Origin of the sequence: Paenibacillus sp. FSL K6-2862, assembly GCF_038005125.1 — a bacterium.
In the GTDB taxonomy this organism is placed as follows: domain Bacteria; phylum Bacillota; class Bacilli; order Paenibacillales; family Paenibacillaceae; genus Paenibacillus; species Paenibacillus illinoisensis_A.
Window position 1 is genome coordinate 635,500 of sequence record NZ_JBBOSN010000001.1, and the last position, 21,000, is coordinate 656,499.

The following is a 21,000-nucleotide window of genomic DNA, read 5'->3' on the forward strand; positions in this document are numbered from 1 at the left end:
CGGATTATGCCTCGCGCTGCTGGTGTTCATAACCAATTGTTTCACTCCGGCAAATAAGATAGACTTAGAGGGAATATGAACGCCTTTATTTGGAACAAAATTGATAAACGAGGTGTCCCTTTGAACTCCAATATACCTTCTACAGAGCGTATGAATTCCGAAGATCGAAGCAACCAGACAGGGTCTGGACAGCCGGGTAAATCCTGGGCTGCAGAACTCTGGGACTGGGTGAAGACAATCGTTGTTGCTTTTGTGATCATGATGCTGCTGAATTTGTTTGTATTTAACCTGTCGATGGTTAAAGGTCAGTCGATGCAGCCGACACTGGTCGAGCGTGATCGTTTGTTCGTCAACAAGATTGTCTATGATATTGGGAAGCCATCCCGGTTTGACGTTATTGTACTGCGGGACCCGAGTGAAGGTGTGGAGAAAAAGGAGTTTCTGGTTAAACGTATTGTTGGACTACCGGGCGATACGGTTGAAGTACGTGACCACCATTTGTTTGTGAATGGAGAACAGCAGGCAGAGGCGTATACGGATACCGAGGTGCAGGATCCTGATTTTGGCCCGATCACGCTTGAGCATGATCATTATTTTGTGATGGGTGATAACCGTCATGAAGGGAAGAGCAAGGACAGTCGCGTGTTTGGCAGTATTACATCCAGCGAAATTGTCGGCAAAGCCGAGTTTATTTTCTGGCCGTTTTCCGAGATTAAGAAGCTGTAAAATGTTGGTCCGGAAACTTTAGACTGCATTTTGCGTCAAATAGATAGACCCTTATCACATTTAAATGCGGTACACACGGAAGTGTATCGATATAGACGCCTGTCCTCCCAACTGAGGCGGGCGTTCACTGTTTAGTGAATATGAGTGGAGAAGAAGAAGAGAGGGAAGAGAACATGACGAGCGTACAGACCGGGGCGGCTCATGCTGGTTCCGTGTGGGAACAGTTAAAACAGGAGATCAAGGCAGCTGCCCCCGGGCTGGGCATTGATGATGTCGGTTTTGCTTCTGCAGAGCCCTTTGTTTCGTTAAAATCACTGCTGGAGCAGCACCGGGACAACGGTTATGCATCCGGTTTTGAAGAACCGGACATCGAGAAAAGAGTGCGCCCTGCCTTGAAGGAGGGCGAGCCTGCTTCGCTTATTGCCATCGCTGTGGCATATCCATCGAAGATGGTTAATCCGCCGAAGTCGGAACCTGGTGCATATCGCGGCATTTTGGCCCGTTCGGCCTGGGGCAGGGATTATCACCATGTGCTGCGCGAAGCAATGGACAAGCTGGTTCAGTTTATACGGGAACGGGTGCCGGAAGCCATGATTGAGAGCATGGTGGACACAGGGGCACTTGTTGACCGGGCAGTATCCCAGCGAGCGGGCATTGGTTTCAGCGCCAAAAACTGTTCCATCATTTCACCCAAGTTTGGATCGTGGATCTATCTTGGTGAACTGGTGACCAACATTCCCTTCCAGCCGGATACACCGGTAACGGAAGATTGCGGGGAATGTACCAAATGTATCGATGCCTGTCCGACAGGAGCACTGGTGGGTCCGGGACAATTGAATGCACAGCGGTGTATTTCTTTTGTAACGCAGACCAAAGGGTTTGTGGACGAAGAATTCATGTTGAAAATAGGCAACCGTCTGTACGGTTGTGATACATGTCAGATCGTCTGTCCGAAGAATCGGGGCAAAAACTGGGACCACCATCCCGATCTGCAGCCCGATCCGGAGATAGTGAAGCCGCTGCTGCTACCGCTGCTGGACATCGGCAACCGCGAGTTCAAGGAACGCTTTGGACAGAGCTCTGCCGCCTGGCGAGGCAAGAAGCCGATTCAGCGTAACGCAGTCATAGCACTCGGCAATTTCAAAGACAAAAGCGCTGTACCGAAGCTGACGGAGGTACTGAAGCGTGATCCGCGTCCGGAGCTGCGGGGAACCGCAGCCTGGGCGTTAAGCAGAATTGGAGGAGAAGACGCAATGAGAGCAATTGGGGAAGCTGCCGCTAACGAACAAGATGGAAACGTGCTAAGCATGCTGCAGAAGGCCAAGGAGCGACTCAGTTCGTCCGGGACCTTACCCGAGAAGCCGCAGGTTGGGCTAATGAGTGACAAGCAGCAAGAAGAACAGAAGAATGAATCAACCGATACAAATTCGAATACATCCGGCCAACCGGTGAAACAGGAAGCGGCTGCGTGGAAACCTTCGGCCGTAACAGGGCTTCATGGTACGCCGGTATTTTATGATGAAGTGCTGACACCTATTGGTACACTTACGCTGTGTGCTACGGAAAAGGGACTCTGTCACATTGATTTTGGAGCATTTCATGTACGTGAGGCTCACCTGCAGCAATGGGCCCGAACCTGGATTGGTGAGTACCGATACGAGAAAAACGAAGACAAGCTGAGTGAAGCTGCGAAGCAGCTGCAGCAGTACTTTGCCGGGGAGCGAAAATCCTTCGAGTTGGAAATGGATCTGTTGGGAACACCGTTCCAGCTTCAAGTATGGCAAGTCCTGTCCGATATATCTTATGGAGAGGCCTCAACACACCAGCAGGTTGCAGAAACGATCGGAAGACCCAAAGCTGTTCGCGCAGTTCTGGATGCCATTAGCAAAAATCCGATTCCGATCATTATTCCCTGTCACCGCATCAGCGGCAAAGACGGAACCCTGGTAGGTTATGTAGGCGGTCTGCAAACCAAGGAGCAATTGCTCACATTGGAGCAGCAATCGTAAGAGCGGGGGACGTTCATGAAGTATGTAAACGTGGAAAGTGTGGAGGCGGGCGAGTGTCTGGGCAAAACCGTATATTCAGGCAACGGAACAGTCCTGTTGTCTGCAGGAGTCCAGCTCACCGTATTTATGATTAATACGCTGAAGCGTATTGGCGTAACCATGCTGTACATCCAGGATGAAGCGTATAAAGACGTGGAGACAGAAGACATTCTGGATGAAGCCACGAAGCGGGCTATTATTAATGAAATGAGCGTGACGCTGGAGGCGGTACGCTCCGGGAAAGACTGGAGCCCGAAAAAGGTTGCCCTTAGCATAGACAAGCTGCTGAACGACGTATTAAACGGGCGGGAACTGCTTGTCCAGTTAACGGATATCCGAACCAAGGACAACGCCCAGTACGTACATGCCATGAATGTATGTTTGCTTTCATCTGTGATGGGACTCAATTTGGGTTTGAACTACAATCAGTTGAAGGATCTGGCGGTGGGTGCGCTGCTTCATGATATCGGCAAAGTTGGAGAGCCTCCCGGCAGCGCTTCTGCAGCAAATGCTTCCCTTCACCATACCTGGCGGGGGTTCGAAGTCATCAAGTCCAAGCGGGAGTTCAGTCTGCTTGTGGCCCATACGGCCCTTCAGCACCATGAGCATGTGGATGGTACCGGGCTGCCGAGAGGCATTATGGGCAAGGATATTCATCTGTTTGCCAAAATAGTCGCTGCGGCCAATATCTATGATAATCTGATCAACGGCTCGTCTGGTCAAAGCCTGCTGCCGCATGAAGCCTGTGAAGAGATGATGGCCATGTCGGGTACGAAACTGGATCGGGACATTTTGATTGAATTTAACCGCAGCGTATCCGTATATCCGAATGGAACAGCCGTCAGGCTGTCCACCAGAGAAACTGGAGTCATTGTCCGGCAGCATCGGGGGCTGCCAGGCAGACCGGTCATTCGGGTTGCACGCGGAAGCACGCGTTATGATCTGGATGTGATCGAAGTGGATCTGGCCAGGGAAACGACCGTTTTCATTGAGACGGTTATGACCTAGGTTTACATGGATCTTCATGAGAGGTTTACCCTCAGGTTGAAGCGAAGTTTGGGTTCACTGTTTTTTAACTATTAGCTGGAAAATCCGTTTGCTCCAATCGTGCGGAAATGCTATGATAACTTTCAGGAAATCCGGTCCGTGACACGTGTACAAGCAGGCAAGTGGACATCAGGTGCTGACACGGATTATCAGGCTTTTTAGATTGCATACAGAGGTGTCTAAGAGATGGAAATAGTAATACCGATTATCACATTGATTGTAGGTCTGGTCGGGGGATTTTTCATCGGGGTGTACTACTTGCGTAAACAACTCGAGAAAATGCAAAGCGATCCCGACATGCTTCAAAAAATGGCGAAGCAAATGGGTTATAACCTGAATGGCAAGCAAATGCAGCGCGCCCAGCAGATGATGAAGAACCAGCAGCCTGGCACGAAGATGCCTCAGCCGGGGCAGCATCCTGCGCGTAAAAACTCGGGCCGCCGAAAATAATAGTTGTAAGCAAGCAAATTGCATAATCGATTATGCATAATGCGGAAGTGAAAGAAGGCTTACACCAAGTGGTTCGAAAGGAGGCGTTCGGCAGTGGCTGGCGTGAAAGATTATTTGAATTCAAAAGTATCCGACAATCGGGAGAAGATCGAGTACCATGTGGAACAGATCCTCAAACTGATCGGAGAAGATAGTACGCGAGAAGGGCTGCTTGAGACGCCTGCACGCGTAACCCGGATGTATGAAGAGATTTTTGGCGGGTATGAAGTGGACCCGCGCGATGTACTCGGCGTGACGTTTGACGAGAATCATGAAGAGCTTGTCATTGTGAAGGACATCGTTTATTACAGCCAGTGTGAACATCATATGGCTCCCTTCTTCGGCAAAGTGCATATTGGGTATGTACCCAGCGGCAAAATTGTCGGGTTGAGCAAAATGGCCCGGTTGGTGGAGGCGGTTACCCGTCGTCTTCAAGTTCAGGAACGTATCACTTCACAGATTGCCGACATCCTGAACGAGGCTGTTGAACCGCATGGTGTCATGGTCGTTGTGGAAGGTGAGCACTTGTGCATGTGCTCCCGCGGCGTGAAGAAGCCTGGCAGCAAGACGGTAACATCCGCGGTCCGTGGTTCCTTCCGGGACAATACGGCGCAGCGTGCCGAGTTTCTGTCTTTGGTTAAGGACTAAGACCTGACCCGGACAAGTTTTCAAGCCTTGTCCAATCATTAAAACGGTTCATCTAATAAGCCGAGTTCCCTGGGAACCGGCTTATTTATTTATATGAGCATTTGTATACATCCAGCATGTTTAAAGCCCTGTTCTTGTCCTATCCTGATTCAGATTCATTTAGTCGGAGGTTAGCAAATATGAGTGTACCTTTGGATTCAGCCACAACCGGACAGCCTGGGGCAGAGCAGCCGGTTCTGTCCAGCTCGTCATCCAGGCTGCATCGTATACAGATCTGGGAAACACCATTGCTTCGGTATGGAAGCAGTGTGCTTGAGGCATTTGCATGGGAAGAGGTGATGTGCCGCCGTGTAGGCGAAGGGCATCTGCCGGTCGCCCATATTTGGCGTCATCCTGACGCTTTTGTTGCAGGACTGCGGGACCGCCGCCTCCCCAAGGCTGTAGAGGCAATGGAAGGCATGAGAACGCAGGGAACCGCTGTCTGTGTTCGTCCCTCAGGAGGTGCAGCTGTGCCTCTTCATCCGGGCGTGGTTAACATTTCACTGATTTTGCCTAATCCAGCCCGTGCTATTAATATTCACGATGACTTCCGCGAGATGGCTGCTCTTATTGCCGAGTCGTTAACGCCATGGTCAAATCAGGCGCAAACCGGAGAGATCGAGGGGGCCTTCTGCCCCGGTGATTATGATGTTAGTGTCGGCGGATTGAAATTTTGCGGTATCGCCCAGCGAAGACAGGCGAAGGCTTATATTATTACGGCTTTTATTATCGTCGAAGGGCATGGAGACAAGCTGGCGGCAGAGGTACGCAGGTTCTATGAGCATGCAGCAGACGGCCTGCAGGAAGGGTATCCCGATGTTCGCCCCGGCACAATGGCGAGTCTTCAAGAGCTGGCAGGAGTGCCTTCTGCAGCAGCTTACACCGCTTCCTTGGTCCGTACGCTTCGTAATCGATACCCTTTGGCTGAGACTGACCGCGTATTGTCCGTTGATCGAGAGGCAGTCAGGCAGACGGCAGAGCAGATGAAATTGCGCTACGATTAGTATCGTTCGAGAACACTTGGAATTGGTTAATAGAGATGATATGATGTGATTTCGGAAGGAGAGTGCCAAGATGGAAACTTTGAGATATACATTTGAATATGAGGTTGTTTCTTCAGGCGAGAAGTCTGAGTTCAGCCAAATGGCAACAAGCAAGGAAGAAGCTGCGGCTTTGATCGTTGCACGTATTGCCGACCTGGAGTTCACAGGTGAGGAAGATATCAAGCTGGGTGACCTGATTGCCATCAGCAAACAGGTTGGGGACAACTATGTTGCGTGCGAGGGCTGTGCTTCCTAGTCTAGCATGACGCGTCAGAGACCTATCCAAATACAAGCAAGTCTTCTTGAATCAAGAGGGCTTGCTTTTTTTATTGCAAATGAAGAAGAGATATCTGGCAGTCTACAGGCTGGAGATATCTCTTTTTTCTTGTTCCCTTTTCAGTTCTAGTAGGGTGGCCACAACAGCTTCCGTGCCGTTTCGTAACGTTCAGCCACCGCAGGCCAATAGACGACATTCCACCAGTCCTCAATATATTTCTTGCGCTCATTCTGATGCTTCAGATAGTAGGCATGCTCCCATACATCCAGCGGCAGGAGGGGGACGATGTCGGACTGGGACAGGTTCTGGTGCTTTTCTGCCTGTAAAATCTCCAAACGGTGCGCCCGCGGGCTCCAGACGAGCAAAGCCCAACCGCTGCCTTCCACTTTGTTGGCTGCTTCAGTGAATTGATTTTTGAATGCCTCATAACTGCCAAAATCTCGTTTGATCTGTTCAGCAAGCAAGCCGGAAGGTTTGCCGCCGCCTTTGGGATTCATGATCGTCCAGAAGATCGTATGCAGGTAATGGCCTGCACCATTGAAGGCAAGTTCTCGTTCCCAATGTTTGACGAGTTCGAAATTATTTTTTTTGCGCGACTCTGCCAATTTCTTCTCGGCTGTATTGAGTCCATCCACATAGGATTGATGGTGTTTATCGTGATGAATGCGCATCGTCATCTCGTCAATATGTGGTTCGAGTGCGTTGTAGGCATACGGCAGAGGAGGCAGCGTGTGTCCTCCAATCGGAACAGGTCTCTCCTTTACTGGAGGTGTAGAAGGTAAGGTGATGGTCTCTGTCGTACCGGAAGAAGGTGATAGACCGGAGACCTCTGAATACTGCACCTGTGAAGAAGATGATGAAGGTGCCGGAGCTGATGGAGCTGACGGAGCGTTAGCTTTTCCAGCAACGGAAGACGGCTCCTCCGCTGCTTCACGCTCGGTGCGTCCTGACAATTGAACATACTTCTCCAAAGAAAAGGGTGCATCACTTGCCGAATCCCGCATGATTCCAGGCTGAATCAAGGTATCGAGTACGCCGAGGAAATACTCCGATTCGCGGATAAAGTGCAGAATGACTGCCTTAGCGAGCGGGACAGCTTGCACAGCGGCACTTTGCTCAAGCAGGACGTACAGCTGCCTGATGAACTCCCGCGATTGTGAACGTGCAGAGGCGACAAGCTGTTCCACACATCCGATAATGTAAGGGGCAGGCGGATGGGTTCCGGGTAACAGCTGCTTCAGCAGCTGGTTGGCTACCTTCTCGGTATTTTCAAACGTCACTGCCCATTCTTCAAGCAGCTTCACGTAAGTGGGCTCCAGATCGGGAACCAGTGCCCGGATAACAAGCGTATGCTCTTTCTCCTGCTCCTTCCAGAACCTTATCTCCTCTAGGATGCGCAGAGGCAGCAAGGGTCCATAGCTAGACCAATTCATATGCGGCAAACCTCCATTCAATTAAATTGTAAAATCAAGGGATACTGTGATTAACCATTTATAACCGTCCCAAAAGTATATTCTCCTGCCATGTTGTCCTATGTGTGCATAAAAAAAGAGCCCCATAGGGGCTCTGATCACCGGAAGATTCTATTCTCCGGTATTGGTATTTTCCACATCATCGCTGCTCGTCTTCGTCACATGACTCAGGAACGTAGAGACACGGCGGAGATACTCCTTCGGATGTTCCCGGAAGATCAGCTCATGATGCGCGTCCTGCACAATCCATTCCTCTGAGTAGGTGTTCGTCTGGTTGGCGGCGAGAAGCTCGGCGATTGGATATGGAGCCTTCTCATCCTCCGTCCCGTGAATGAAGAAGATCGGGAACGGATAGTCTTTCTTTTTGACTTCCTGATACGGAATCTGCTGTAATCCGGTGCCATTCAGAACCGGGAATAACAGATTCATGATCTGCAAAGTTGGTTGGCGAGGCAGATCAATCTGGTTATGAATGTTGTGATACAGTGTATCCGGCTCCAGCAGGAAGGTGCTGTCGAGAATCATGGCATCCACGTTCTCGGTTAGCAGCCCAGTCTGTAATGCCGTGCCTGCGCCCATTGAGAATCCCCAGACGACAAGCTCCTGAGCACCGCGCTGCTTGGCGAACTGAATGGCACCAAGCAATTGCTGGGACTCGGCTTTGCCTCCTGTAGCGACTGCCTTGTTCACCTGTGAGGCGAAACCATAGTCGAACATCACGACATTGAACCCGAGCTGGTGGGCATAGTGAGCGAGGTCATACATGGGAACCCAGGTTTCCTCCCGATTGGCCCCATATCCATGACTGAAGATAATGGTTTTGTTGACATCTGTGTCTGCGGGGATATACCAGCCCTGCATCGTACGGCTGCCATCTGCTGCCGGGAACGTGATGTCCTCGTATTTCATGTTCTTGGCCTGCATGGGATTGGAGAACACGGGAGCTACGGTCGGGTTGGATAATACCCAGGCAATATAGCCGTGTAAGGCGATGAAACAAAAGAGCAGAAAAAATACAACGGAGAGCAGCAACGCTACGATAATATGTTTGAACCGGATCAGCCTCGGTGATAACGAAGAAGGCAGATCGGACACTTTCGTTTGCAGCGGGGCTTCGCTCTGGGATGTCGGAAACATGATTGCCCCTCCTTATTAAGATCAATTGAAGATAACAACGAGTTCAGATCAGATAGTATGTCGTGGTGTCCTTGCTGGCATGTGCAGCAAAGTCTTGCTTTTATATCTTTATCGTATGTTTCCATATAGTCAAAGTCAATTGATTGGAGGCATTTGTTACGCAATTGTTATATAGTCCAAAAGATATATGGGTAACATTTCCTGATGGTGCAAATTGCAGGGGATTTAGTCTTATAAAAAGAAAATATTTACACTTCTTATCGTCATGATTTGGCTCATTTTAGTTTACAGATGAGATCGTTTCTCATATAATTTATGTAACCAAGTTTCATGTGATGAAACATGAGGAGGGCTTTATGCCATGGAAGACCGCAAATTAACCGTCCGGGCTGTAGAACGGGCGCTGGATATATTATTATGTTTTACCACACGGAGCGATCTTGGACTCACGGAAATTGCGAGCCAGATTGGTTTGCACAAAAGTACGGTTCATCGTCTGATGGCGACGCTGGAGGAGAAGGGATTCGTCATTCGCGATGCGGCCACTGAGAAATACAGGCTCGGCATTCGAATCTGGGAGCTGTCTGCTCATATGTCCCGTAGTGATGACCCTGCTATTTTGCTGCTTCCAGCGATGGAGCGGCTCAGAGATCGTTTGGGTGAGACGGTCAGTCTGTACCTGCGGGATGGCAGTGAGCGTATCCGTATTCAGGCTGTTCAGAGTGATCAGGCCATCCGGCGGGTGGCTCCGGTTGGTGTACGTCTTCCTCTATCCGTAGGGGCTTCCAGCAAGGTACTCATGGCATTTGCGACGGAAGAAGACCGGGAGGAACTGATGAATGGCCCCGAATGGCCCGTATTTATCGATCCCGAAGTTTATCTGGCCCAGATGGGCGATATCCGGGAGACTGGGTATGCGACCAGCTACGAAGAACGTGAGCCTGGAGCGGCTGCAGTATCGGTTCCCATTATGGATCGAAAGGGGAATATTGCTGCTGCGCTATCCGTATCGGGTCCCGTTAGCCGCCTGTCCCAGGAAACTTTGCACGAATATGCACCTGTACTGAAGGAAGCAGCCGCGCAGATGGGCCTCATGTTGTCCTGATCCGGCGTGCAATGGAAGATAAAGGGTTGTTTTTCTGATGAGCTTGCGCTAGTCTGTAATGGACAGCCCAGCGAGGCTGGAATGAATTGAATATGAAACTGCGGTACACATACCGCAACTGTTAACGTTACTGGGGGAGTCCGAATTGTCCGGACTGAGACGGGATCGCATGAGATTCCGGACCCTTTGCACCTGATCTGGATCATACCAGCGTAGGGAAGTAATCGGCGATATAACCACGAACACCTGCATAATCCAGCCTTTGGCATGTCTCCACTTGTGGGAGCTTGGCATCAGGCTTGTTATAGGTGATGGACATAAGCCGGTTCCCTCGGGAACCGGCTTTTTTTATTTACAGCGTCAAGCGATCATTCGCAGCAGAGGGGATTATCTTCTTTTGCGGGGGAGCTGAGTTGGGTGTAACCCACTTATGCCTGTGCCAGATTCTGTCTGCGCTATGCCGCTGTAATGTTCTTTCTTCGGAAGTTGGCCGCTCTTTTCTTGCCTATGCGTGGATGATATGGAACGGGTGCATGAGCAATCAAACTGGCCCATCCATGGGACAATCAACGAGGAGGAAGAGGTAGCGATGAGCACAAACAACAGAACAACAGCACAGGAACATGTAGGACAGGGGTTGGAAAAGGGAACAGTGGCGGCTGAACGGGTCCAACCGTTTCCCGGCAGCCGCAAAGTTTACATTCAGGGCTCGCGTCCGGACATTGCCGTACCCGAGCGTGAAATTGCCCTTCATGACACGAATACACCCCAAGGGGTGGAGCATAACGAGCCGCTGCGCGTGTACGATACGAGCGGCCCTATGACGGATCCCGGATTTCACGCCGATATCCGGGCAGGCCTGCCAGCTTTGCGTGCACAATGGATTACAGAACGAAACGATGTAGAAGCGTACCAGGGACGCACCGTCAAACCGGAGGATAACGGGCTGAAGCCTGGAGGCAAGAGAACCGGAGCTGAAGAATATCCAGGCCTCCGCGGCAAACCGCTGCGTGCACAATCCGGACGCTGTGTCACCCAAATGCACTATGCGAGGCAGGGCATCATTACGCCTGAGATGGAGTTTGCTGCTATCCGTGAGGGCGTGGAGCCGGAATTCGTCCGGCAGGAGCTGGCGAGCGGAAGGGCCATTCTGCCATCGAATATCAATCATCCAGAGAGCGAACCGATGCTGATCGGACGTCATTTCCACGTGAAGATCAACGCGAATATTGGCAACTCTGCCGTATCCTCTTCGATTGAAGAAGAAGTGGAGAAAATGACTTGGGCGGTACGCTGGGGGTCCGATACGGTAATGGATCTTTCCACGGGCAAGGATATCCATACCACTCGGGAATGGATTATCCGCAATTCCCCGGTACCGATCGGGACGGTGCCGCTATATCAGACGCTGGAGAAGGTGAATGGCGAAGCTGAGGCACTCACCTGGGAGTTGTACCGGGATACGCTCATTGAGCAGGCTGAGCAGGGTGTGGATTACTTTACAATCCATGCAGGCGTACTGCTGCGTTACATACCGATGACGGCCAAACGGATGACTGGCATTGTTTCAAGGGGTGGTTCCATTATGGCGGCATGGTGCCTTGCACACCATCAGGAGAATTTTTTATATACGCATTTTGAGGAAATCTGTGAAATCATGAAAAGGTATGATGTAGCCTTCTCTCTCGGAGATGGACTCCGCCCGGGCAGCATCTATGATGCCAATGATGAAGCCCAGATGGCTGAACTTGCTACGCTTGGTGAACTGACACAGATTGCGTGGAAGCACGATGTGCAGGTGATGATTGAGGGGCCAGGACATGTGCCGATGCACAAGATTAAGGAGAATGTCGACCTTCAGATGGAGATCTGCAAGGAGGCACCATTCTATACACTCGGTCCGCTGACAACCGATATAGCACCAGGCTATGACCATATTACCTCAGCCATTGGAGCGGCGATGATCGGCTGGTTCGGAACGTCGATGCTCTGTTATGTGACACCAAAGGAGCATCTGGGCCTGCCAAACAAGGATGATGTCCGGGAGGGCGTTATTGCCTACAAGATTGCGGCACATGCCGCTGATCTGGCCAAAGGCCATCCGCGTGCACAGCGCCGGGATGACGCGTTGTCGAAGGCCCGTTTCGAATTCCGCTGGCGGGACCAGTTCAACCTGTCACTGGATCCGGAACGTGCGCTGTCCTATCACGATGAGACACTCCCGGCTGAAGGGGCCAAGGAGGCCCATTTCTGCTCCATGTGCGGACCTAAATTTTGCAGCATGCGCATTACGCAGGATATTCGTGCATTTGCCGCAGACAAAGGCTTGTCCGAGAATGAGGCTGTAGCGGCCGGAATGCAGGAGAAGGCTGAGGAATACCGAACCCGAACCTAAGCTCGTTACAGCGCAATTTAAGCAGCCTAAGATATATAAAAGCCGTTCTCTCCACTACTGGGAGAAGAGCGGCTTTTAGTTGTAATCCTTTAGCTTCGTTGATAAGAAAAGTAAACTTCCGGATATTTCTATGTTGGAGCCGGCTAACGGCTGCTCAAGCACAGCGTTGACGTCAGGTATTCCTCTGAGTGCAGGCCCTCCTTCGAGAGCCTTTTTAATGCGTGAAAGGCAGAGGTAGCTTTCATGCACGCAATGAATAACCCTAACTAACGTCTACCAATTTTTAATTGCTGCTCCAAATAAGATGCCAGCGATGCGAGCGGGCTGTAAATCTCACTACCCGTATTTGCTGAAGCAAGGGCTGCCGCGGGAGCCATGGATAGCTGAGCAGCTACAATTGTTTTCTCTGGTGACTGTGCAGCGAGTTGCTGAAGGCCCGTTGTCACCGCCTCCATATATCCTTCCTTATCGCCGCGCATGATCAATTCAAATGTACCAGGAATTAGTGCGGCCTTTGTTCTCGAAGGAGCCGCAACGTTTGCCTGCCCGTTAGTTTCACCTTGCTGTAGTGCTTCATTCACCCGCGCCATCGTTCCTTCAACCGTTGCTGGATTGGTAAAAGCAAGAATGTATTCCTTCGAATCCTGCTGCAGCTTCTGCAATAATGGATCATCAATACCGATAACGGGGATGGAGACATGATGTGCTTCGTGCGCCAGTACTGCAGCAAACAGGGTACAGGTGACTAGAATCGCATCTGCGTGACACTGGGCAATCCACTTTAATGTCTGGGATACCTTTTCTCGAATGACAGCCTCTGAGAAGTCCGTATCCTGCTTAAGGCGATCCAGACCGGGATCGACATAATGCACAAGTTCCACTTCATAGGGGGCGAGCGCCTCTTCAATGAGTGCGATGTTGGAGTAGTGAGCGTGATAACAGCCGATCGTGATCATAATGACATCCCCTTTGCCAATGCTTCTTTTTTTGTGAGTCGTGAGTGCTGCAGATATTTAATCCATTATAGAAACACGGGCCGGGAATTGTACAGCGTTTAAACCAATGCCAACAACCGTCCCTCCGCCAAATGGCAGAAGGACGGTTCTATAATCAGACTCCAATACAGTCAGGTTTCATTTTATCGCATGGAAGGAGATGCGTTCTTTTGAGCCATTTTTTGCTGCAGAATCTCGTGAAAGGATAGACCTTGAGTGTTCTCATTCTCCTTTTTGGGAGCAGTGGTCGCCGTGTTGCGCGGATATTGGTGGTGGTACGGGATCATTTGCTGAATAGGCATGCGGATCATCTTGGTTCCTCCTTTGGGTTAGATATATAAGTTGAGCATGTAAATATTCAATCATCTTAAATAGGCTATGTATTTGAGCAGGTAGTCGTTCCAAGTGCGCATATAGGTACATGTGACTTGTTAGACGAAATCGGGAAGTTATGACGTAATTCCAATTGGATTGTAGTGATTTTACCCCGTATTCAGGAGATGTAAACGGTTTGAGGGAAATTCAGGAATAAAGGACCTGAAATACAGGGTTTGGTATGGGAGGAACGAATCGGGTGTTAAGTGAATAGTCCCAGTTTCAGGAATGTCAATTGTGACGAAAATAAGACAAATTGTCTGGGAGAGTAGGTATCATTGCAGCTAACTAACTTGGTACCATAGTCGGTTGTTGTGAGCGGGATGGGGGGAGTTTATACGTGTTTTGGAGGTGAGACAGTGGAACAGCACCAAAAAAGCCATCCAGCGAGCTGGATGGCTTGTGTAACGTTAATCTGGAAATGTAAATGAAAAATGTCAATTTTCCGTAGTTGCCCTAGCTTGGTTTACCGCAATATAGATATCGACCTGAACTTGGGCAGGATCCATACTCCGTTCATCATATAACTCGAAATCACCGGTAAACGTTCGCTCGTTCGGATTGCTCCAGCCCCAAACGACTCCCCATGCTTCACCTACAACTTCTGCCATTGGACCCTTGCGGGAGGTGAATACGGCGTATGTTGCTGGTGGCAACTCGACGGAGTTCATGCCAGCTGGTAACGTTTCATCTGCAGCTACCTCGTGGCCTACGAGGATGGTGTATTCACCGTGTATACCATTGGTATAATCTGTATAGCATCCATATCGGGTTGCTTCCGGTGCAGGGATGTGCCCTGATGAGAAGTACCGGTTCCACAGATCCTGAATGCAGCCTTGGCCGCTCATCTCGATCGCGTTGGTCGTTCTGGCTGATATGCCAGCCAGGCGTTTGCCAGGAAGTGTAACATATCGAACAGGTTGAGTTAAGATGGACTGGTCTTTATCGGTAAAATGAAGTTCGGTGCCATCTGTGGAATTCCTTGCTGCCGATATTGTTTTTCCTTCTGGATTGGAGGGGCTCCATCGTTTCAAAAAGGGAAGCTGATTGCGCAGCATTGCCCACGCTGATTCCTGATCCATACCTTCTTCCATGAGGATCGCGGTGCACATCTCAATCATGCCTTCCATTGTAATGTTGGGCTGTTGGAACATGCCTTCTTTGTAGCAATAGATACAGTAATCACGGGTTGCACTTCCATCTGTTTCCGTTCCGAATTGGGTAGGGGTGGTCAGCGGCATTCCGCAGCTCTGGCATATAGTGACGTTCATTCATCAATTCCTCCTCGTTATGTACAGCTTAAATATAGATGAAGTATAACGAGAGGAACTGGACATCAGTCTGTCAGGTTTGCGGAGGAGCAGCATAATTTTGCACGATTTGTTCTGCAATCCGGCGAATCTCGTCACGTATATGAAGAGGCTCCAATACCTCGGCATCTGCGCCAAAGCCAAGAATGAACCCGTACAGCCAGTTATCTTCCGGAAAAGCCACCTGACTTATATAATATCCCTGGCCGTCTGGGATCACGTTCTCTATGCCAAACCACTCTTCGGCGATATGACGGACACGGGCGTGGAATCTCATCGTCATGGCAACCGTGTTCCCTGGAGTCGCCCATTCCTGCTGCCAGGGCCTGTCCTGCAGGTTGATGGGTTTGCGTTCAAAGCTTCCATGAGCAAGTGTCACGTCCTGCATACGGACCAGTTTGAACATGCGAAACTCATTACGCTCATGACAGAACGCATAGAGGTACCAGGAGTGCTTTTTAAGAACAAGGGTATGAGGATCGACGGTTCTGTGAGTTTTGGCTCCTTCGGCGCTGCAATAGGTAAAGGTGATTGAACGCAGCTGATCCAGTCCCTGTTCAATGATTTGCAGTTTGTCTTGCAGCGCTTCCGGGTGGGTCCACATCGAATAATCCACAATGAAACGATTGGTTTCGGCCTGAAAGTCATCATTTTTGGATTCCGGCACAATGCTGCTTAGTTTCTCCATCAACAACTCCCGCGCTACATTGGTATGCGATGTGGAGACGCTGCGCAGTGCGGTAACAATAGAGGCCAGATCCCGGTCAGTCAATACGTTTCGATCCAGACGATAACCTTCCGCAAGGCCGATGCCACCGCTCATGCCCTGATATGTCACGACAGGAATGCCTGCCTGGCCCAGGGTATCAATGTCACGATAAATGGTGCGGATAGAAACTTCAAACGTGTCTGCCAGATCCTTGGCCTGTACACGGCCACGATTAATTAGTAGTACAACGATGGCTAATAAACGGTCCAATTTCATAAAAAAGGTTTCCTCTCAATGATTTATATGTTGGATTCAGATATGTTATATTGTTGAGCATCACATATAGGAGTGGGATAAGCAATGAAGCGAATTACGATTCTGATTGCGGACGATGAAGTTGAGATCGCTGATCTGGTTGCTTTGCATTTGCAAAAAGAAGGATACCACATCGTCACGGCATACGATGGCAAGTCGGCCCTGCACGCCATTCAGACGCAAGCGATCGATTTGGCAGTCCTGGACATTATGATGCCAGGCATGGACGGCTATGAGGTCACCCGCAAAATCCGGGAACAGCACCACATGCCGATCATTTTCCTGAGTGCCAAAACGTCGGATATGGACAAAATTACGGGTCTCGTGATGGGCGCTGATGATTATATGACCAAGCCGTTCAATCCGATGGAGCTCGTAGCCCGGGTGAACTCCCAGCTTCGTCGTTCCTTGCAATTCAGCCAGTCTGTACCCGTCCAGCGTTCCATTCTGGAGAAGGGCGGACTCGTCATCGCGCCGGATCAGCATAGCGTAACACTCTACGGCAAACCGGTGGAACTAACACCGAAGGAGTTCGACATTCTGTATCTGCTTGCAAGTCACCCCAAGCAGGTGTTCAGCGCGGAAAGCATTTTTGAACAGGTATGGGGAGAGGCCTATTACGAGAGCGGCAATACTGTAATGGTCCATATTCGAACCCTGCGCAAAAAGCTCGGAGAAGATCTGGACAAGAATAAGTTTATCAAAACGATCTGGGGCGTGGGGTATACATTTAATGACTAAACAAAGAAGTTTTCGGACAACCATGATTATGCTGCTGGGTCTGAGCATGCTGGCTTCTGGCGCGATCACCTATGGGATTTACAAGCTTTTGCAGGCTTATTATTCAGGTGTGAGAGCAGAAGATCAGCTTGCCGAATATCGCCATTTTATGAAAAGCATTGGAGATATCTATTTCTTCCTCATTTTATTCATCCCGCTCGCCATTCTGTTTTTCTTCTGGTTTACCAAGCCCTACGTGACCTATTTCAAGGATATTTCCACAGGCATCAGGCATTTGGCAAATGGAGACTTCCAGCATCGAGTCCAGATCTCTTCGAAGGATGAATTGGGTACAATCGCGGAGGATGTGAATTTGGCGAGTGAGAAGCTTAGGGAGGCGGTAGAACGGGGAGATTTTGCCGAAAACAGCAAGGACCAGCTCGTCGTTAATCTGGCACACGATTTGCGAACACCGCTGACTTCTGTGCTTGGGTATTTGGATCTGCTCATGAAGGATGATCAGCTGACAGAGGAACAGGTCAGACACTTTACATCGATTGCCTTTACCAAATCCCAGCGGCTGGAGAAGCTGATTGATAGTTTGTTTGAAATTACCCGGATGAATTATGGCATGCTGCCTATACAGAAAATGCGGCTGGATCTTAGCGAACTGCTGAAACAGATGAATGAAGAATTATATCCTGTATTTGAGAAGAATCGTCTGCTCACCCGATTAACCATCGAGTCGGATTTGACCATCTCCGGTGACGGAGAATTGCTCGCCAGGGTGTTTGAGAACCTGCTGATTAATGCTGCACGCCATGGCAAGGATGGCATCTATGTGGACCTGAAAGGATACCGGGAAGCAGATCAGGTCGTCATCCAGGTTATCAACTATGGAGGGCATATTCACCCGGAGGATTTGCCGCATATTTTCGATATGTATTACACCGGAGATCGTGCACGGACCCCTCAGGAGGGTGGGACAGGCCTCGGCCTGTTTATTGCCCGAAATATTGTGGAACAGCATGACGGGTCCATTTCGGCTCAGAGTGATGTGTTACGGACCTTATTTGAGGTGCGCCTTCCAGCAATGGAATGAGGTTGCCGTCAAATTTAAGAAAAACTTTAAAAATGCCCTGCTTTTTCTTTAACTAGTTTTCTCTATCCTTGATTGTACGAGGCAAAGGAGGAGCAAGGATGAAGAAGTGGGGCTTTTTGATATGCATCATTTTGATCGGATACGTGATGACCAGATCGCCGGCATCTTTTCAGCAGAAGGATGAGATGATCATTGAAATTCAGGATAAGCATGAAAACCATACGGGGTATACGGTATCCATCACCGGTAATATTCAGGATCAAGTACATAAGGGCAACTTGCTGCTTGTTAATACAACCTATCCGGTTCATCCGGAAGGCATAAGAACCGATATTATAAATGTGGCGCAGCAGGACGATCTGGTCCGTGGATACGGATTGTTGGATCAAAACATATTGCTCTCGAGAGAGGTGGCCCAAGCCTTTCAGAAGATGATTGAAGCGGCCGGTGAAGAGGGAGTACGTTATTTTCTCATCAGCAGCGGATATCGGGACTTCGCCAAGCAGGATGAACTTTATCAGGAAAAGGGATCAGACTACGCCCTTCCGGCAGGACACAGTGAGCATAATCTCGGATTATCCATGGATATCGGCTCCACGCTGACCACCATGGATGAAGCGCCAGAGGGTGCCTGGCTCGAGAAAAATGCCTGGAAATATGGATTTATCCTCCGTTATCCGAAGGACAAGGTGAGTCTCACGGGCATTCAATATGAACCCTGGCACTTTCGATATGTGGGACTTCCGCATAGTGCTGTCATGTATAAGAATAACCTGGTGCTGGAAGAGTATCTGGATTTGCTAAAAGAGAAAGATAACATTATGGTTGAAGTGGAGGGTGAGAAGTATCATATCCGCTATTACCGGGCAGCCGGGGATACGACCGTATACATACCTGAGCATGGCCAATATGACATATCGGGAGATAACAGGGATGGAGTCATTGTCACAGTAAAGGAGTAACAAGGCTGCACAAAGGAGGTTCTTCAACATGAGACAGAGAAAAATCAAACATAAAATCCTTTGGATTGCCGCGTTAATCATCTATTTGTATCTGCTAACCAAGCTCATTCTCTTTAAAGGGGGGCCGGTCGACTTTGAAGTTGTCCGGGTCCAGCTTATGGCTTTTCTTCATCAACCGGATTTGATTCATACACGAACCGTCAATCTGACGCCATTTCAGGAGATCTCAAGAGATTGGAACAGCCTGTCACTGCATCGTCCAGGCACTGCAATCCATCTGGTGGGCAATGTGATGGCTTTCATTCCACTGGGGATGTTCATTCCGATGCTGATGGGCAACAAGCTGCTGTCAGGAGCGAACGTATTTCTGTCATCTCTACTTCTAAGTTTAGGCTATGAAGTAACACAGCTGCTCACTGGCATGGGCATATTCGATGTGGACGATCTGATGTTGAATACATTAGGCGGGGTGATTGGATATATTCTGTTTACCATGGCTCTCGGCATGAAACGGTTGTTGATTGGAGGAGAATCCCGAACGGTGAAGAAGGAGTATAATCCTAAAGAGAGTCCTGTGTAAGGAGGGAGATTATGATCCTAGTCACTTTACTATTGATGAGCACCGGTTTGATGTTTCTTGTGTACCCACGAAGTGTAACAGATGGCTCGAGCCGGCAGATCGCGGAACGAGTGATCATGTCGAGATGGGTCGGAGGCTCACTGATCGTTATGTCATGTCTGTTCCTGATCATGGGTACAATCCAGCTGTTGGATGAGGCGTCACATCATATCGGACACTAGGAAGATACTGAGCTTAAGTAAACAGAGCAATCTTACATGCATCATATTAAGCTTTTCATCACGTTCTACTACGGTGGTGGGAAGCTTTTTGTTTTTTGTATTTGACGGATTGTAATATGAAGTGCGACACCCTACTGAAATAAAAAAATGGCTCACAGCCTGATTCGTGTAGAATGAAAGTTACCACACCAGCATTCACACAAGGAGAATCAGTCCATGAGTTATTCACATCTTAGCATAATCGAACGCAGCAAGCTAGAAATCCTCCACAGACAAGGCAAAAGCTCAAGAGCTATTGCAAAAGAACTGGGGAGACATTCGTCCACGATTTGCCGCGAACTAGATCGTGCTAATTCATCGTATCCCTATCAGGCAGAACACGCTCAGAACGCTTATGAGAAGCGTCGTCAATCCTCTGTTTCTTCAGGTAAATGGTCAAGCACCTTAGCTGCTTCACTGGAGGAAAAACTGAAGGCAACGTGGTCTCCGGAACAGATCAATCAACGCTTCCGTACCGAAGGCTTGCCAGCAGTATCCTTCAAAACGATCTATCGCTGGATCTACGCAGGTCGACTGGTTCAAGGCACGTTACAGGTTCTTCGGCACAAAGGAAAGCGTCAGAAACCCGCAGAAACTCGCGGTAAATTTACCATTGGCAGATCCATTTCGGATCGTCCCCAAGAGGTTCGTTCTCGTGAAACGTTTGGGCACTGGGAACTGGATACCGTCGTATCTAGTCGTGGGAAAAGTAAAGGATGCATAGCCACGCTCATTGAACGCAAAAACCGTCTATATACCGCCATTCTCTTGCCTGATCGCACTGCTCTGTCTATGGAAATTGCGCTTGGTGTAGCCATCTCACAGTATCCCACAGGCACTTTCCTCACAGCCACGGCTGACCGGGGAAAGGAGTTTGCATGCTATGCCAATCTGGAAACAAGCCATGACCTGCACGTTTATTTTGCTGATCCATATTCGTCTTGGCAACGCGGTTCCAATGAGAATGCGAATGGATTGCTTCGAGAGTTTTTCCCGAAAGGCACCGATCTCGCTCAGTCGAGGATGAAGATCTTGCCAGTTCACTAGATCTAATAAACCACAGACCACGAAAATGCTTGGGTTGGAGAACCGCTCACGAATCTTTCACAGAGGAACTGTCGCACTTGGTTTGATAATCTGTCGTAAGTATAGTTTAAATTAAATTGTTTATTACATATTTTCAAGCTTTTACTATCGTTATAATAACATATAAGAGAAGTAGTTAATTTACTTCATAAAATTGCAG

The 21,000-nt window shown here is 49.4% G+C and carries 20 protein-coding genes, 1 pseudogene and 1 riboswitch; of the genes and pseudogenes, 15 read left to right on the forward strand and 6 right to left on the reverse strand.

Annotation, left to right across the window (positions count from 1 at the left end; genetic code table 11):
* The first annotated feature begins 120 nt into the window (after positions 1–120).
* The 7 genes from lepB (at position 121) to MHB82_RS03065 (ending at position 6,296) form a co-directional block, all read left to right on the forward strand.
* Positions 121–726 (forward strand): signal peptidase I, encoded by a 606-nt coding sequence (gene lepB, locus MHB82_RS03035; protein ID WP_445671213.1) that lies wholly within the window; start codon positions 121–123, stop codon positions 724–726.
* A gap of 173 nt (positions 727–899) precedes the next feature.
* Entirely contained in the window at positions 900–2,735 is a 1,836-nt protein-coding gene (gene queG / locus MHB82_RS03040; protein ID WP_095362108.1) for a tRNA epoxyqueuosine(34) reductase QueG, read from the forward strand.
* 15 nt (positions 2,736–2,750) lie between these two features.
* Positions 2,751–3,782 carry an HD-GYP domain-containing protein gene (locus tag MHB82_RS03045; RefSeq protein ID WP_095362109.1) on the forward strand — a complete coding sequence of 344 codons (1,032 nt, stop codon included), beginning with the start codon at positions 2,751–2,753 and terminating at the stop codon, positions 3,780–3,782.
* Between the two features lie 225 nt (positions 3,783–4,007).
* Complete coding sequence (locus MHB82_RS03050) at positions 4,008–4,271, forward strand: YneF family protein (protein ID WP_095362110.1); 264 nt, start codon at positions 4,008–4,010, stop codon at positions 4,269–4,271.
* Between the two features lie 93 nt (positions 4,272–4,364).
* Positions 4,365–4,958, forward strand: coding sequence for a GTP cyclohydrolase I FolE (gene folE / locus MHB82_RS03055; RefSeq protein WP_095293209.1), 594 nt, complete (start codon positions 4,365–4,367; stop codon positions 4,956–4,958).
* 179 nt (positions 4,959–5,137) lie between these two features.
* The gene (locus MHB82_RS03060; RefSeq protein WP_341173769.1) at positions 5,138–6,001 is read left to right on the forward strand and encodes a lipoate--protein ligase family protein; all 864 of its coding nucleotides are present in this window, start codon (positions 5,138–5,140) and stop codon (positions 5,999–6,001) included.
* Positions 6,002–6,071: 70 nt separating this feature from the next.
* Positions 6,072–6,296: a hypothetical protein gene (locus MHB82_RS03065; protein ID WP_095293207.1), complete on the forward strand. Its 225-nt coding sequence runs from the start codon at positions 6,072–6,074 to the stop codon at positions 6,294–6,296.
* A 146-nt stretch (positions 6,297–6,442) separates the two neighbouring features.
* Here the strand turns inward: MHB82_RS03065 and MHB82_RS03070 are convergent, their stop codons facing one another.
* Positions 6,443–7,750 (reverse strand): Fe-Mn family superoxide dismutase, encoded by a 1,308-nt coding sequence (locus MHB82_RS03070; RefSeq protein ID WP_341173770.1) that lies wholly within the window; start codon positions 7,748–7,750, stop codon positions 6,443–6,445.
* Positions 7,751–7,900: 150 nt separating this feature from the next.
* Positions 7,901–8,926, reverse strand: a complete 1,026-nt coding sequence (locus MHB82_RS03075; RefSeq protein ID WP_095362113.1) for an alpha/beta hydrolase — start codon at positions 8,924–8,926, stop codon at positions 7,901–7,903.
* Between the two features lie 361 nt (positions 8,927–9,287).
* Here MHB82_RS03075 and MHB82_RS03080 point away from each other — a divergent pair, with 361 nt between their 5' ends.
* Positions 9,288–10,031 (forward strand): IclR family transcriptional regulator, encoded by a 744-nt coding sequence (locus tag MHB82_RS03080; protein WP_341173771.1) that lies wholly within the window; start codon positions 9,288–9,290, stop codon positions 10,029–10,031.
* A 122-nt stretch (positions 10,032–10,153) separates the two neighbouring features.
* Positions 10,154–10,267, forward strand: a riboswitch (TPP riboswitch).
* 353 nt (positions 10,268–10,620) lie between these two features.
* Positions 10,621–12,426, forward strand: a complete 1,806-nt coding sequence (thiC, locus tag MHB82_RS03085; protein WP_341173772.1) for a phosphomethylpyrimidine synthase ThiC — start codon at positions 10,621–10,623, stop codon at positions 12,424–12,426.
* Positions 12,427–12,692: 266 nt separating this feature from the next.
* Here thiC and MHB82_RS03090 read toward each other — a convergent pair whose 3' ends face one another.
* The 4 genes from MHB82_RS03090 to MHB82_RS03105 all read right to left on the reverse strand — a co-directional run bounded on the left by MHB82_RS03090 (position 12,693) and on the right by MHB82_RS03105 (position 16,091).
* The gene (locus MHB82_RS03090) at positions 12,693–13,382 is read right to left on the reverse strand and encodes a hypothetical protein (protein ID WP_341173773.1); all 690 of its coding nucleotides are present in this window, start codon (positions 13,380–13,382) and stop codon (positions 12,693–12,695) included.
* A 182-nt stretch (positions 13,383–13,564) separates the two neighbouring features.
* Positions 13,565–13,732: a hypothetical protein gene (locus MHB82_RS03095; RefSeq protein WP_164764361.1), complete on the reverse strand. Its 168-nt coding sequence runs from the start codon at positions 13,730–13,732 to the stop codon at positions 13,565–13,567.
* A gap of 501 nt (positions 13,733–14,233) precedes the next feature.
* The gene (locus MHB82_RS03100; protein WP_341173774.1) at positions 14,234–15,067 is read right to left on the reverse strand and encodes a zinc ribbon domain-containing protein; all 834 of its coding nucleotides are present in this window, start codon (positions 15,065–15,067) and stop codon (positions 14,234–14,236) included.
* A gap of 73 nt (positions 15,068–15,140) precedes the next feature.
* Positions 15,141–16,091: a helix-turn-helix transcriptional regulator gene (locus MHB82_RS03105; protein WP_341173775.1), complete on the reverse strand. Its 951-nt coding sequence runs from the start codon at positions 16,089–16,091 to the stop codon at positions 15,141–15,143.
* An 84-nt stretch (positions 16,092–16,175) separates the two neighbouring features.
* On the opposite strand from MHB82_RS03105, the gene MHB82_RS03110 reads away from it, so the two are divergent.
* The 6 genes and pseudogenes from MHB82_RS03110 to MHB82_RS03135 all read left to right on the forward strand — a co-directional run bounded on the left by MHB82_RS03110 (position 16,176) and on the right by MHB82_RS03135 (position 20,887).
* The gene (locus MHB82_RS03110) at positions 16,176–16,871 is read left to right on the forward strand and encodes a response regulator transcription factor (protein WP_095293200.1); all 696 of its coding nucleotides are present in this window, start codon (positions 16,176–16,178) and stop codon (positions 16,869–16,871) included.
* The gene (locus tag MHB82_RS03115; RefSeq protein WP_341173776.1) at positions 16,864–17,952 is read left to right on the forward strand and encodes a HAMP domain-containing sensor histidine kinase; all 1,089 of its coding nucleotides are present in this window, start codon (positions 16,864–16,866) and stop codon (positions 17,950–17,952) included. Before MHB82_RS03110 ends, MHB82_RS03115 begins: the two co-directional genes overlap by 8 nt.
* A gap of 98 nt (positions 17,953–18,050) precedes the next feature.
* Complete coding sequence (locus MHB82_RS03120) at positions 18,051–18,914, forward strand: M15 family metallopeptidase (protein WP_341173777.1); 864 nt, start codon at positions 18,051–18,053, stop codon at positions 18,912–18,914.
* A 28-nt stretch (positions 18,915–18,942) separates the two neighbouring features.
* On the forward strand, positions 18,943–19,494 hold the full coding sequence (locus tag MHB82_RS03125; protein WP_095362120.1) for a VanZ family protein: 552 nt from the start codon (positions 18,943–18,945) through the stop codon (positions 19,492–19,494).
* A gap of 11 nt (positions 19,495–19,505) precedes the next feature.
* Positions 19,506–19,715 (forward strand): hypothetical protein, encoded by a 210-nt coding sequence (locus tag MHB82_RS03130; RefSeq protein ID WP_110755419.1) that lies wholly within the window; start codon positions 19,506–19,508, stop codon positions 19,713–19,715.
* Positions 19,716–19,931: 216 nt separating this feature from the next.
* Positions 19,932–20,887: pseudogene (locus MHB82_RS03135) on the forward strand (IS30 family transposase).
* Positions 20,888–21,000 lie beyond the last annotated feature (113 nt).

Bases quoted from the DNA above. Each gene is read 5' to 3' on its own strand.
- MHB82_RS03110 (WP_095293200.1), top strand. From the start codon at position 16,176: ATGAAGCGAATTACGATTCTGATTGCGGACGATGAAGTTGAGATCGCT.
- MHB82_RS03120 (WP_341173777.1), top strand. From the start codon at position 18,051: ATGAAGAAGTGGGGCTTTTTGATATGCATCATTTTGATCGGATACGTG.
- MHB82_RS03125 (WP_095362120.1), top strand. From the start codon at position 18,943: ATGAGACAGAGAAAAATCAAACATAAAATCCTTTGGATTGCCGCGTTA.
- MHB82_RS03090 (WP_341173773.1), bottom strand. From the start codon at position 13,382: ATGATCACGATCGGCTGTTATCACGCTCACTACTCCAACATCGCACTC.
- MHB82_RS03105 (WP_341173775.1), bottom strand. From the start codon at position 16,091: ATGAAATTGGACCGTTTATTAGCCATCGTTGTACTACTAATTAATCGT.
- queG (WP_095362108.1), top strand. From the start codon at position 900: ATGACGAGCGTACAGACCGGGGCGGCTCATGCTGGTTCCGTGTGGGAA.
- MHB82_RS03115 (WP_341173776.1), top strand. From the start codon at position 16,864: ATGACTAAACAAAGAAGTTTTCGGACAACCATGATTATGCTGCTGGGT.
- thiC (WP_341173772.1), top strand. From the start codon at position 10,621: ATGAGCACAAACAACAGAACAACAGCACAGGAACATGTAGGACAGGGG.
- MHB82_RS03070 (WP_341173770.1), bottom strand. From the start codon at position 7,750: ATGAATTGGTCTAGCTATGGACCCTTGCTGCCTCTGCGCATCCTAGAG.
- MHB82_RS03060 (WP_341173769.1), top strand. From the start codon at position 5,138: ATGAGTGTACCTTTGGATTCAGCCACAACCGGACAGCCTGGGGCAGAG.
- MHB82_RS03100 (WP_341173774.1), bottom strand. From the start codon at position 15,067: ATGAACGTCACTATATGCCAGAGCTGCGGAATGCCGCTGACCACCCCT.
- MHB82_RS03095 (WP_164764361.1), bottom strand. From the start codon at position 13,732: ATGATCCGCATGCCTATTCAGCAAATGATCCCGTACCACCACCAATAT.
- MHB82_RS03080 (WP_341173771.1), top strand. From the start codon at position 9,288: ATGGAAGACCGCAAATTAACCGTCCGGGCTGTAGAACGGGCGCTGGAT.
- MHB82_RS03065 (WP_095293207.1), top strand. From the start codon at position 6,072: ATGGAAACTTTGAGATATACATTTGAATATGAGGTTGTTTCTTCAGGC.
- MHB82_RS03130 (WP_110755419.1), top strand. From the start codon at position 19,506: ATGATCCTAGTCACTTTACTATTGATGAGCACCGGTTTGATGTTTCTT.
- MHB82_RS03050 (WP_095362110.1), top strand. From the start codon at position 4,008: ATGGAAATAGTAATACCGATTATCACATTGATTGTAGGTCTGGTCGGG.
- MHB82_RS03075 (WP_095362113.1), bottom strand. From the start codon at position 8,926: ATGTTTCCGACATCCCAGAGCGAAGCCCCGCTGCAAACGAAAGTGTCC.
- MHB82_RS03045 (WP_095362109.1), top strand. From the start codon at position 2,751: ATGAAGTATGTAAACGTGGAAAGTGTGGAGGCGGGCGAGTGTCTGGGC.